Origin of the sequence: Enterobacter sp. RIT418 (genome assembly GCF_003057745.1) — a bacterium.
Classification (GTDB): domain Bacteria; phylum Pseudomonadota; class Gammaproteobacteria; order Enterobacterales; family Enterobacteriaceae; genus Enterobacter.
This window is the reverse complement of record NZ_QBJD02000008.1, coordinates 200,405-212,327: the sequence shown is the minus strand read 5'-3', so window position 1 is coordinate 212,327 and position 11,923 is coordinate 200,405. Positions and strand designations below refer to the sequence as shown.

The following is an 11,923-nucleotide window of genomic DNA, read 5'->3' as shown; positions in this document are numbered from 1 at the left end:
AAACCGATAAACAGAGAAGGCCGCATGTCCGCACAGAATATCGTAAACATTAACGAAGCAAACCTGCACCAGACGCTCGAACAGTCGATGACAAAACCGGTGCTGTTCTACTTCTGGTCTGAGCGCAGCCAGCACTGCCTTGAGCTAACGCCCGTACTCGAGCGCCTTGCCGCGCAGTACAACGGCCAGTTCCTTCTGGCAAAACTGGACTGCGACGCCGAGCAGATGGTGGCCTCGCAGTTTGGCCTGCGCGCCATTCCGACCGTCTATCTGTTCCAGAACGGTCAGCCCGTTGACGGCTTCCAGGGGCCGCAGCCTGAGGAGGCGATCCGCGCCCTGCTGGATAAAGTGCTGCCGCGCGAAGAAGAGCTGAAGGCGCAGGAAGCCATGGCGCTGATGCAGGAAGGCAAGTACGACGAGGCGCTGCCGCTGCTGAAAGAGGCGTGGCAGCTGTCCAACCAGGACAGCCAGATTGGCCTGCTGCTGGCGGAAACGCAGATTGCCCTGCACCGCTCAGAAGAGGCAGAAGCCGTGCTGAAAACCATCCCAATGCAGGATCAGGACACCCGCTATCAGGGCCTGGTGGCGCAGATTGACCTGCTCAAGCAGGCGGCAGATACGCCGGAGATTCAGCAGCTTTCGCAGCAGGTTGCCGACAACCCGGCCGACGCCGCGTTGGCCAGCCAGCTGGCGCTGCAGCTGCATCAGGTAGGGCGCAACGAAGAGGCGCTGGAGCTGCTGTTTGGCCATTTGAAAACGGATCTGGCAGCCGCGGACGGCCAGGCGCGCAAGATGTTCCAGGAGATTCTGGCCGCGCTGGGAACGGGTGATGCGCTGGCGTCGAAGTACCGTCGCCAGCTTTACGCTCTGCTTTACTGATGAAAGCGCCCGGTGGCGCTCGCGCTTACCGGGCCTACAAAACGCGAGTCGGCGGTGCCGCCCGGCACATTCACCGCTCGTTCTTCAACTGCGTCACCACCAGCTGATGGCGCGCGTTGTAAAACTTCCGATACGTTAAGTAGCAGGCAATAATGGTCGACAGGCTTGCCGTAGACAGCAGCATAAACGTGACCATAATTTGATACTTGATCGCCTTCACCGGGTCGATCCCGGCAAAAATCAGCCCCGACATCATCCCCGGCAGGCTTACCAGCCCCACCGTTTTTGCGGAATCTACCGTTGGGATCAGCGACGAGCGAATGCTGTCGCGTATCAGCCTTGCGGAAGCCATCTTCGGCGTGGCGCCCAGGCTGAGCTTCTCCTGAATCTGCTGCTGTTCGCTGCTAAAGCGCTGCCCAAGATTGTTGTAGCACAGCCCGACCGCCACCATCGCATTGCCCGCAATCATCCCGGAAATCGGGATCACCTGCATCGGCGTGAACGCAATTGAGCCGGAGAAGACCAGTACCGCCAGCGTCAGCGCCGTACCGGCAGTAATCGCGATAAATGAAGAGGTAAAGGCCTTATCAATATACTTGCTGCGCTTTTTCGCATTCCACGCCGCGTTGAAGCAGATGAACAGCACCATCAGCAGCGTGAGTACCGCGTGGTCAACGTTAAAGATGTATTTGAGGACGTAGCCCACGATCACCAGCTGGATCACCGCGCGGCAGATGCTCCAGATGATATCCTTCTCCAGCCCCAGCTTTTCCCGGTTGCTGACGACAATCGCAACCAGTACCAGCACCATCGAAAACGCCAGCGATTCGTTGGTAATATTATGTTCACCCATGATGTGCCTCCTGCTGGCTGCGACCGTGCGCCCGCAGCGTTATCACGTCGTCCGCGTGTTCTATTTCGTTTGAATCGTGCGTAACCCACAGCACGGCAATATTTTGCTCTTTCGCGTAGCGATGAATAATGTCATTCACGTTGCGCTTGTTTATCTCGTCCAGCGCGCTGGTAATTTCATCCAGCAGCAGAACGCGGGGCAAAAACTGCAGGTTGCGGATCAGCGAGATGCGCTGCTTTTCGCCGCCCGAAAGTTCAGAGATGGATTTGGTCAGCGTCTCCTGCGGCAGGCCAAAGCGCGCCAGATCGGCGGAAAGCCGCTCGGGTTCAGGCGTCTTGTTGCGGATCTGCCAGGGGAATATCAGGTTGTCGTACACCGTGTCGCCAAAAAGGGTCGGCGTTTGCACCGAATACGAGACCTGCTGGCGATACGCTTCAGGAGAGAGCGTGGCAACATCCTTTCCCTCGAAAAAAAGCGCGCCCGACGTTGGGCTTAGCAGCGAGGCTATAATTTTCAGCAGCGTGCTTTTTCCGCAGCCGGACGGCCCGGTAATCAGCCGAAACTCGCCCGGGGAGACGGTAAAATTAACGTTTTCAAGGATTGTGGTTTCACCCACGCGGTAGCCGATATCCGCGATTGTTAAAACCGCGTTATTGTCCTTCATAGTATTTCCTGTCCTCATCCCAATAATTAGCAGTAGTCTACGGCGATTAGTGATTGTAAGGCGACTTTCCTCGTATACTTACACTCAACAAACGGTCACTTATTTTCGCAGAAGCATGCAAAACAGGAGGTTTTTATGCTCATCGTTGTTCCGGTCCTTATCTTTGTGGTGCTGGTTATCGTCGGTGCCGGAGTCAAAATCGTGCCGCAGGGATACCAGTGGACCGTCGAGCGCTTCGGGCGCTACACCAACACCCTGCAACCGGGCCTGAGCCTGATTGTGCCGTTCATGGACAGGATTGGTCGTAAGATCAACATGATGGAGCAGGTGCTGGATATCCCGTCTCAGGAAGTGATTTCCAAAGACAACGCCAACGTCACCATCGATGCGGTCTGCTTTATTCAGGTGATCGACGCGCCGAAGGCCGCGTACGAGGTCAGCAACCTGGAGCTGGCGATTGTGAACCTGACCATGACCAACATCCGCACCGTGCTCGGCTCGATGGAGCTGGACGAGATGCTCTCCCAGCGCGACAGCATCAACACCCGCCTGCTGCACATCGTTGATGAGGCCACCAATCCGTGGGGCATCAAGGTCACGCGCATTGAGATCCGCGACGTACGCCCACCGGCAGAGCTGATTGCCTCCATGAACGCGCAGATGAAGGCCGAGCGAACCAAGCGCGCGTACATTCTTGAAGCCGAAGGCGTGCGCCAGGCCGAGATCCTCAAGGCGGAAGGGGAAAAGCAGTCGCAGATCCTGAAGGCCGAGGGCGAGCGCCAGTCGGCGTTCCTGCAGGCAGAAGCGCGTGAACGTTCAGCGGAAGCGGAAGCCCGCGCCACCCAGATGGTCTCCGAGGCAATTGCCTCCGGTGATATCCAGGCGGTGAACTACTTTGTGGCGCAGAAATATACCGACGCGCTGAAGGAGATTGGCTCTGCCAATAACAGCAAAGTGGTGATGATGCCGCTGGATGCCAGCAGCCTGATGGGATCTATCGCCGGGATCGCCGAGCTGATAAAAGACAGCGGCAACGAGCGTAGAAAATGATTGAGCTTATCGTCGCGCATCCGCACGCCTTTTGGCTGAGCCTTGGCGGCCTCCTGCTCGCCGCCGAGATGCTCGGTGGTAACGGCTATTTACTGTGGAGCGGCATCGCCGCGGTGATCACGGGCCTGGTTATCTGGCTGCTGCCCTTCGGCTGGGCGTGGCAGGGCGCGCTGTTTGCCGTGTTAACCCTGGCCGCCGCCTGGCTGTGGTGGCGCTGGCTGAGCCGCCAGGTGAAGGCGCAAAAGCCCGCAGACGCCCGGCTTAACCAGCGCGGCCAGCAGATTATCGGCCAGCGCTTTACGCTGGACACCACGCTGGTGAACGGTCGTGGTCACATGCGCGTGGGCGACAGCTCATGGCCGGTTGTTGCCGGTGAGGACCTCGCTGCCGGAACGCAGGTTGAGGTCGTGGCGGTCGAAGGGATTACGCTGCGGGTTAGGGCCTGCTAGGCGTTGGCCTTGCGGTGACAGCAGCCGGAAAGGTTGTCGATAATCGGGCAGTCGGCGCTGTCATCTCCCGGGCAGGAATCTGCCAGCTGTAGCAGCTGTTCGCGCATCGACTGCAGTTCGATGATATGGCGTTCAATCTCCGCCACCTTTTCCAGCGTGCGCTTTTTCACGTCGGCGCTGTGGCGCTTCGGATCGTTAAACAGGTTCACCAGCTCGCCGCACTCTTCAAGGTTAAACCCGACCTGCCGCGCCTGGCGCAGCAGCGTCAGTTCGTCGAGGTGCCGCTGCGTATAGCTGCGGTAGCCGTTTTCGCTGCGCAGCGGCGGCGTTACCAGCCCCTTCTCTTCATAAAAGCGGATCGCTTTACTGGTTAACCCGGTTTTTTTGGCAACATCGCTGATATTCACATTTCCCCCTTGACCTTCCCCTTGATGGTGGGATTCTGACAGGCGCAGCCCCGTAAGGTACTGCGCCGAATCAGTATTTTACAGACTTAACTAGCCCTCAAATCCCCCGCTTTGCCTCCAATCTGTGGACACAATGTGGACATTCCGCTGAGGGGATTATAGCTCACCGCGTCCATTAAATAATCAGGCGCGAAGTGTGCGTAAACCATCGTTTGAGAAATATCCGCATGCCCCAAAATTCGCTGCAAGGCAATTATGTTGCCCCCTTTCATCATGAAATGCGTTGCGAATGTATGGCGCAAAGCATGGGCCGCCTGCCCGTCTGGCAAGTTGGGCTTCGCTTCTTTCATCCTTAAACGGAACGTTTTATAACTGACACGGAAAAGCCGCCCTGATTCCCTGTCTTTGATTATCCTGGCAATATCATCCGATATCGGCACAACGCGCCTTTCGCCGTTCTTTGTCAGGGTAAACATGACTCTGTTACCGACAATGTTTTCGGCTTTCAGGCTATATGCCTCCCCCCATCTTGCGCCAGTAGCCAGCAGCAGAATGGCAATGCGGTAGTAATCACCTGAACATAGCGAAAGCAGCCGATCCACTTCGGACTGGGTGAGATATGACATTTCCGTTTTGGGTTCCTTCAAGGCCTTAACCGATGTGACAGGGTTTTCACCGTGAAACTCATCTATTTCAGCCATTGACTTGAAAATCCCACTCAACGCGAAAAGGTCATGGTTTATCGTTGAAGCCTTGATTCCCTGCTCCAGCCGATATGCCCGGTAATCAATAATGCACCGCGCATCAAGCTGGTAAAGCATGGGATCGCCCATATCAAGACAGATACAATTCACCGCACTAAGCCTACGATTTGCGTAGTTCTTATTGCGGCCGATCAGCTGCCACCAAAGCGCGATAAACTCGCTTAACTTCCGTTTGTCTGCCGGTTTGTTCAGATAATCATGATTCTGAAATTTGGCGATGATACTGCGCTCAAATGCGTGCGCTTCTGCCTTTCTGTCAAACTTCCGCCGAATGCGTTTTCCATCGCGCCCGCGCGGCCTTACATCCACTTCATAGCGACCATCTTCGAGTTTCTTAACGGACATAAGAAGACCCTCCGATTGTCAGTTCACTATCCTGGTAACAAATAGTGAAAATGTAATGTTTATATAACGTTAGCCAGTCTGTTTCCCGGATGGGTCTGATTGCGTTGTTTCTTGCCCATAGTGTGCGAGAGCCGGTGCGATCTGGCCCCGGCTTGGGTCGATCCGGTCATACATAAACCAGTCTTGATATTTGTTAAATCTGGGGTGTCCAAAGATTTTCACTGCTGCCTCCAAAGTCATTTTGGATTTATTACGTTCATATCCGTGATAAGTCGTGTAGTTAAGCCCTACTAAATCAACCAGTTGTTGTTTAGTTAGTCGTTCAGAGTCACGGATCAGGGATAGTTTTTCACCTTGGGAAATTGACACGATTACGAGATCTCCATATAGTTACCCACATACGAGACATTTACCTCAAGTTGAGACAATGTCATGTAAGCCACAAATGAGCTTAACAAGCCTCATAAATGGTTAACTTAGGAGTCTAACAAATGACACAATCACGAGAAATCGAATTAAACGCGGGATCTCAACATTTACGTCAATTCCCGCTGGACAACGCCCGCATTGCCCGCACTTGCAAAATGACCAGCACGCAGGCTGAAAGCATCCGGGATATGAATAACGAAGAACTGCAAAAACAGATTTTCGTTACGCCGGTCGAGTTTGCTTATCTGACTGGCCGGACCTTAAAGAGCGTTCGCAACCTGATGGATCGCGCGCAACTGCCAGTTCACCGTGAAGGTATGCCCGGTTCGAAACGTCCTAAGCGTTTCATCATGCTGCAAGAGTATTGGGCCGCCGTCGCACATTGCCGGGCGCTTATTACCCCAGAAGAAAGGCACTACATTGATCGCCTTATGAGCGATAAGAAAACCTATCGCCGTATAACTGGGAGCACGCATCAAGCCCACAAGCGTACCAGCCGCAGCGCAATGAATGTATTGCGTCCACGTCCATGTGTTTGAGTAAGGAGATCATTATGGATATGACGCAATGCCCCTCGTTCGCCAGCCTGTTAACTAAAGGCCAGCAGATAACGCACCGCGCCCACTCCCGTGGCTGGATTGAAACCCCGGACGGCCGCTTCTTCCAGCCAAAGGCAGCCGACGTGCAATTCATCAAACAGTCACGTTTGCCTTTTATGTCTCGCCCGCGCAATAAACGCCGCTGGTTCGCCCGCCTGATGGGTATCTTCGCTTAGTTCTGGTGAGGTGGATATGTTCATGGATAAAGCAGGACAGCAACCAGGGCGCCGCCGTTTTCTGGAACAACGTGCCCGACTGCAAGCCAGTTTAAACGCCAACCGCGTGAACGATACGGCAACCCGCTTCAATCGCCTGGATGAAACTCGCAAGAAAGTGGTTTTCATCCTGGCGAATGATGCGGCCAGCCGCGTGGCCGGTTTACCACAACTGACCCGCCGCCACCTGAATTTAGCTTTTGCAGATCTGACCGAAGCGGAACAAACCTGCCTGATGATGGGGATTAAGCGCCTTTCAAAGTTCGCGGCGTCAATGCCGTGGGAATTTGAGGACTACGCCGCGCCCCGCGCTGAAATGCAGGCTTTACGTGACAAGCCGCCAGAGCCAGACAAACCAACCAATTAACAAATAACTGACCACAAAAAAGAAACAGGCGCTAACGCGTCGGGCTTCTTGCACCCTGGAGAAAATAAAATGATTCGTTCGCTTGTGAAATGGCCTGGTGGTAAAAGCCGCGTAATTCCCGATCTGCTGCCTGTACTACCAAAGGCGGATTGCCTGGTTGAACCGTTCGTCGGCGGTGCCTCTGTTTTCCTCAATACTGAATATCGCCGTTATATCCTGGGTGATATTAATCCCGACCTGATAAACCTTTACCGCCAGATAACGCGCTGGCCGGATGCGGTCATTAACGCGGCCCGCCCGTTGTTTAAGGTGTATGGCGATAAAGACGGTTATCAGTGGGTCCGGGATGATTTCAACGCCCGTGCCAGAGATAATCTTTCTTCGCGTGAGGTTTTCGAAAACGGCCCGGACGCGGGCAAGGTTCTTCGCGCTGCGCAATTCATTTATCTGAATCGCCATGGCTATAACGGCGTTGTGCGCTACAACCGCCAGGGCGGATATAACGTTCCATTTGGAAAGCATAAAACCCCGCCATACTTCCCCGAAGAACAGATCCGCTTGTTCTCTGAAAAGGCCAACGACACGAAAGCCGTTTTCGTTTGTTGCGACTACCAGAGCACATTAAAAATCATGATTGGCAGCGATGCCGTTATCTACTGCGATCCGCCGTACCTTCCAGCTAGCGAAACAGCCAATTTTACCCAGTACCACACCGCCCCGTTTGGTGAGAAGCAACACCGCCAGTTAGCTGCTGCCCTGCTGGCTGCCAACCGCCTGACTGGTTCGCCGGTGATCCTGTCAAACAGTGATACCCCCGCCACCCGTGATATTTACAGCGCTTTCAAATTCCAGGAAATCAGCGTTAACCGTTCGGTTAGCGTGAACGCCATTACCAGGGGAGCCGCCAGCGAGGTGATCGGCGTCCTCAAAGTGTGCGACGCCTGCGGGCGTGCCGGTGGTGGTTGCTGCCCTGATTGCGGCCCGTGTGCCGGATATTCACCTTGGATAGGCTTCGATCCCGCAAAAGATGTCGAGGTGTTTTGATGGCTACCCGTTTGCAGATTTCATGCGCCGCCCCGCTGGGCGTAAGCAAGCGTGCAACCGCTGAATTAAGCCAGTACGCGAGAGGCCGGAAAAATTATTCCCGCATACGGCCACACCATTACCTGGTGATCCGTCTGGGTTGCCGCTGGCGTTTATTAAGTAAGGACGGCGGCAAGGTCTGGTCATTGCTGACCCACGAAAAGTACAACGTGGAGAGCAAAAAATGACAGTCGCCTATTACAACGAAATTGATCCATTTGCAGCCCAATGGCTACGCAACCTTATTGCTGCCGGTCTTATCGCCCCCGGCATTGTTGACGAACGGAGCATTGAAGATGTCACACCAAACGACTTGCGCGGATTTACTCAAGTCCATTTCTTCGCAGGGATTGGTATTTGGTCATATGCCCTGCGCCGTGCTGGCTGGCCGGACTCCCGCCCAGTCTGGACAGGGTCTTGTCCATGCCAGCCTTTCAGCGCGGCAGGCAAAGGAGAAGGGTTTGCTGACGAGCGGCACTTATGGCCCGCCATGCATTGGCTGGCTGGGCAGTGCCGCCCTCTCGTTATCTTTGGCGAGCAATCTGCGAGCGCTGACGCAAACGACTGGATCGACCTTGTACAAGCTGACGTGGAAGGAATGGGTTATGCCTTCGGGGCGTGCGCGTTTCCGTCTGCGAGCGTCGGCGCACCGCATATCCGGGACAGGGCTTACTGGGTGGCCGACGCCGACCGCAAGCAATACGAAAAATGCCTACCAGGACGCGGAGAAAGTGATTGCACGAAAACTTGCTGGTCGCCAGTCGAACTTGCAGGACTTCGCCTGTCTGGCGGGGTGGCCGACACCAGCGGCAAGAGATCACAAGGGGGGGTATCAGGGCGGAAGGATGCGCAACGGGAAATTATCCACGGACACACTGGACGTGGTAGCCCAGATAGCGGATGCGGCCCGGTTAACGGCTTCTGGGGATCTGCTGACTGGCTGTTTTGCAGGGATGAAAAGTGGCGGCCAGTTGAACCCGAACTTATCCCGCTGGTTGATGGGGATTCCGCAAGAGTGGGAAAAATCCGCGCCTACGGAAACGCCGTCAACGCTGAAGCGGCAACGGCGTTCATAAAAGCTTACATGATGGGGGCGTCCGGTGTCTGACGTCTTCGCATGGGAGTGGAACAAGCCCCGCCCCGCTATCGGGGCGTTTACCTTTGAATCTGCAAAGCTCGCCCCGCTCGCCGGGGCTGTGGCGCATCATCCTGCCGTTGAAAAGCATATTGACCGGCTTATCAAACGCGCCGGTTATAACCCGGCAGAGGTTCGCAATCGTGAAGCGCTGATCCATGCGCTGGACAAATACGAGCCGCACGGCCTGCCGTTTTCAGTACATCAAGAGATCGTCAGAAACGATATGGCCGCCGCAAAGGCCGCCGCAGCCGCATGGGCCAGCACGCCGGAAGGTGTGGAGGCCCGTTTGTTGTCTGAGCCGTTCTTTATCCGCGAAGTCTGGCGCAAAAAAATCGACTGGCTGCGTGCCAACCGTGAAGCCCGACACATTAATGATTTTCTTATGGGAACCGTGAAAAAATCATTACTGCGTCTTGATATCGTGCGCAGCAAGCAAGGAGTTTCGACAAACGTTAACAGCGAACTGGCCGCCTACTGGCATGGCCGCTGGCAACGCCTTGCGGATTTCACAAAGCGGGAGGCGTTAAGCGCCGCTCATGAAATTGCCAACCGTCTGGCTGAAATGCTTGAAACCGAATGCGCCGCTTTGGGCCTGACCGCCGAGGGCATGAGCGTTGAAGAACTGGACTGGATATATTGCCATCTGGGCCGCGAAATGCTGGCCCTCCGCGTTGTCCCTCCTGCATGGACCGCACCGTGGGAACGTGAACGGATTTTTACCGCCATTCTAAAAATGTGCTCCCCTGAGTGGTGGGGCCGTAAAATCTGGCGTCTTCGCTGCGACTGGCGCGAAAACCAGTTGCGTGCAATCGGTGCGGTTCACCGCAAGGCCCACGCCTATGTAAGCGCCTCAAGCCTGATTGAATGGCAGGAACAGCGCCGTAAAAGCCGCGAGTTTTTCAAGAGCCATGAGCTTGTCGACGAAGACGGCAACGTTTCATCACTTGAAGATATGATAAACAAGTCCACGTCCAATCCGGCTATACGCCGCCATGAGCTTATGGCGCGTATGGCTGGCGTTGAGCTTGTGGCCCAGAGTCGTGGCGATGTGGGCGTCTTCCTGACCATCACTTGCCCGTCCAAATATCACAGTAACGTCGAATCAGGTCACCATAACGGCAAGTGGAATCACACCACCGTTGCCCAGGCGCAGCGGTATCTATGCCGCGTCTGGAACCGCGCAACCGCCAAACTGAAACGTGAAGATTTGCGCCCTTATGGTTTCCGTGTCGCAGAGCCACACCACGACGGGACGCCGCACTGGCACGCCCTGTTATTCATGCCGCAGGCGGAAGTAAAAGCCACGGTCGCAATATTGCGCGAATACTTCACCAAAGAAGACCGCGCCGAACTGGGCCGCAATACCGGCGCTCGCTTCAAGTCCAAAAAAATGGACCCGCGCAAAGGGTCAGCAACGGCCTATATCGCGAAATACATTTCCAAAAATATCGACGGCCACGCGCTGGCCGGTGAGCTGGACGATGAGACGGGTAAGCCGCTAAATGAAACGGCCAAATATGCAATGGCCTGGGCATCGCTTCACCGCATCCGCCAGTTTCAGCCGCTGGGCCAGCCTCCTGTGTCCGTTTATCGCGAACTGCGCAAACTGAGCAACCAGCTAACCAACCAGCGCAAAATTGCGAATACCTTCAAGCGTGGCGCGGCAATGCTGGCCGATCCAGAAATGGATGCGGTTTGCGCTGCTGCCGATGTGGGTTGCTTCGCTACATACATTTTGCGCCAGGGCGGTGTGTTGATCCCGCGTGAAAACTATGTCGTCCGCCTCGCCTATAAGCCAGCCGATGAAATGAATGCCTACTGTGAGATCCCGGATAAGGTCTTTGGCGTCTGGTCGCCACGGCTGGGGGAGCAGTCGCGCATTTGCACGCGCCTGGTCAAGTGGACAATCCGCGCCAAATCCAAAGCCACCACTGGGGCCCAAACCGGCCCCGGTTTGGGGGTTGACCTTTTGCCGTCGCCACCCGGCGACGCTTGGAGTTCTGTCAATAACTCTACGGAAGACGAAAAAAACACCGTTTTTTCCCCCCAGGGTGGTGCTTCAGCAGGGTCAGAAATGACTGTGCCAGCTGACGTGGAGGAAATGACAGAAGATTCAGAGGAAGAAATGGTCGATTTTGAAAATATGGATGCGGCCACACGGCGCAAGCTGGTTCGCCGGTTGCGGGAAACGCCGGTAAGGAGGGTCAAAAATGATTCACCTTATGACCCTGGCAGTGAACTGGACGTCGCGTGGCGGGCTGCAGTAGAGAAAATCAACGCAAAATCGGCTGAGGAAAGCGCCAGACGTGCCGCACTTGCGCCAGCGGTTGCCAGTTTACTGGCGGATGCCTCCCTTTATGCGCTGGATATCTCCGAAGCCCAGGCAATTTCACTGCTGAAAGGCAGCAGGCTGGAAATTAACGGGCAGGTTTATCGCGCCAGTTCAGACGGCAAGTTAATCACGCGTCAGCAACACGACGAATCCAGCACAGTAAACAAATTATGGGAACGGCTGCGAGATAACCACGGCGTTGATGTGTCGCGGTTGCGGTTCGATCCGGTCGGTGAATACAGAAAGATGGTGGCCGCCGCTAAGAGTCAGCCACCAAAGCTATAAGTAAATCGCGCGGGCCGCTGCAACTTGTTGCTGTGGTCGGCGTGATTCTGCGGGGCGGGCGGCA

15 protein-coding genes are annotated in these 11,923 nt (G+C 55.3%); 10 read left to right on the top strand and 5 right to left on the bottom strand.

Features of this window, described 5'->3' with window-relative positions; all coding sequences use genetic code 11:
* The first annotated feature begins 24 nt into the window (after positions 1-24).
* Positions 25-879: a co-chaperone YbbN gene (locus tag DBY73_RS11905; protein WP_112011352.1), complete on the top strand. Its 855-nt coding sequence runs from the start codon at positions 25-27 to the stop codon at positions 877-879.
* Positions 880-949: 70 nt separating this feature from the next.
* Here the strand turns inward: DBY73_RS11905 and fetB are convergent, their stop codons facing one another.
* Together fetB and fetA are read right to left on the bottom strand one after the other, a co-directional pair.
* The gene (gene fetB, locus DBY73_RS11900) at positions 950-1,732 is read right to left on the bottom strand and encodes an iron export ABC transporter permease subunit FetB (RefSeq protein ID WP_112011351.1); all 783 of its coding nucleotides are present in this window, start codon (positions 1,730-1,732) and stop codon (positions 950-952) included.
* Complete coding sequence (gene fetA, locus DBY73_RS11895; RefSeq protein WP_112011350.1) at positions 1,725-2,396, bottom strand: iron ABC transporter ATP-binding protein FetA; 672 nt, start codon at positions 2,394-2,396, stop codon at positions 1,725-1,727. The genes fetB and fetA overlap by 8 nt, the downstream gene beginning before the upstream one ends.
* Positions 2,397-2,531: 135 nt before the next feature.
* On the opposite strand from fetA, the gene DBY73_RS11890 reads away from it, so the two are divergent.
* Together DBY73_RS11890 and DBY73_RS11885 are read left to right on the top strand one after the other, a co-directional pair.
* Positions 2,532-3,446 carry an SPFH domain-containing protein gene (locus DBY73_RS11890; RefSeq protein ID WP_112011348.1) on the top strand — a complete coding sequence of 305 codons (915 nt, stop codon included), beginning with the start codon at positions 2,532-2,534 and terminating at the stop codon, positions 3,444-3,446.
* Positions 3,443-3,895: an NfeD family protein gene (locus DBY73_RS11885; RefSeq protein ID WP_112011346.1), complete on the top strand. Its 453-nt coding sequence runs from the start codon at positions 3,443-3,445 to the stop codon at positions 3,893-3,895. Before DBY73_RS11890 ends, DBY73_RS11885 begins: the two co-directional genes overlap by 4 nt.
* On the opposite strand, the gene cueR is transcribed toward DBY73_RS11885, so the two are convergent.
* The 3 genes from cueR to DBY73_RS11870 form a co-directional block, all read right to left on the bottom strand.
* Positions 3,892-4,302, bottom strand: coding sequence for a Cu(I)-responsive transcriptional regulator (cueR, locus tag DBY73_RS11880; protein ID WP_112011344.1), 411 nt, complete (start codon positions 4,300-4,302; stop codon positions 3,892-3,894). The two genes, DBY73_RS11885 and cueR, sit on opposite strands and share 4 nt — an antisense overlap.
* Positions 4,303-4,388: 86 nt before the next feature.
* Positions 4,389-5,411, bottom strand: coding sequence for a tyrosine-type recombinase/integrase (locus DBY73_RS11875; protein WP_112011342.1), 1,023 nt, complete (start codon positions 5,409-5,411; stop codon positions 4,389-4,391).
* A 69-nt stretch (positions 5,412-5,480) separates the two neighbouring features.
* Positions 5,481-5,780, bottom strand: coding sequence for a helix-turn-helix transcriptional regulator (locus DBY73_RS11870; RefSeq protein ID WP_072203328.1), 300 nt, complete (start codon positions 5,778-5,780; stop codon positions 5,481-5,483).
* Between the two features lie 122 nt (positions 5,781-5,902).
* Here DBY73_RS11870 and DBY73_RS11865 point away from each other — a divergent pair, with 122 nt between their 5' ends.
* The 7 genes from DBY73_RS11865 (at position 5,903) to DBY73_RS11835 (ending at position 11,859) form a co-directional block, all read left to right on the top strand.
* Positions 5,903-6,379: a hypothetical protein gene (locus DBY73_RS11865; RefSeq protein ID WP_258458467.1), complete on the top strand. Its 477-nt coding sequence runs from the start codon at positions 5,903-5,905 to the stop codon at positions 6,377-6,379.
* 14 nt (positions 6,380-6,393) lie between these two features.
* The gene (locus DBY73_RS11860) at positions 6,394-6,615 is read left to right on the top strand and encodes a phage filamentation protein Fil family protein (RefSeq protein WP_112011341.1); all 222 of its coding nucleotides are present in this window, start codon (positions 6,394-6,396) and stop codon (positions 6,613-6,615) included.
* A 22-nt stretch (positions 6,616-6,637) separates the two neighbouring features.
* The gene (locus tag DBY73_RS11855; RefSeq protein ID WP_181573231.1) at positions 6,638-7,021 is read left to right on the top strand and encodes a hypothetical protein; all 384 of its coding nucleotides are present in this window, start codon (positions 6,638-6,640) and stop codon (positions 7,019-7,021) included.
* Positions 7,022-7,090: 69 nt separating this feature from the next.
* Complete coding sequence (locus tag DBY73_RS11850; RefSeq protein WP_112011338.1) at positions 7,091-8,065, top strand: Dam family site-specific DNA-(adenine-N6)-methyltransferase; 975 nt, start codon at positions 7,091-7,093, stop codon at positions 8,063-8,065.
* Positions 8,065-8,292, top strand: coding sequence for a hypothetical protein (locus tag DBY73_RS11845; protein WP_112011336.1), 228 nt, complete (start codon positions 8,065-8,067; stop codon positions 8,290-8,292). Before DBY73_RS11850 ends, DBY73_RS11845 begins: the two co-directional genes overlap by 1 nt.
* Positions 8,289-9,212, top strand: a complete 924-nt coding sequence (locus tag DBY73_RS11840; protein WP_112011335.1) for a DNA cytosine methyltransferase — start codon at positions 8,289-8,291, stop codon at positions 9,210-9,212. Before DBY73_RS11845 ends, DBY73_RS11840 begins: the two co-directional genes overlap by 4 nt.
* A complete protein-coding gene (locus DBY73_RS11835; protein WP_112011333.1) occupies positions 9,205-11,859 on the top strand; it encodes a replication endonuclease in 2,655 nt (884 codons plus the stop codon). Before DBY73_RS11840 ends, DBY73_RS11835 begins: the two co-directional genes overlap by 8 nt.
* The last annotated feature ends 64 nt before the right edge of the window (positions 11,860-11,923 follow it).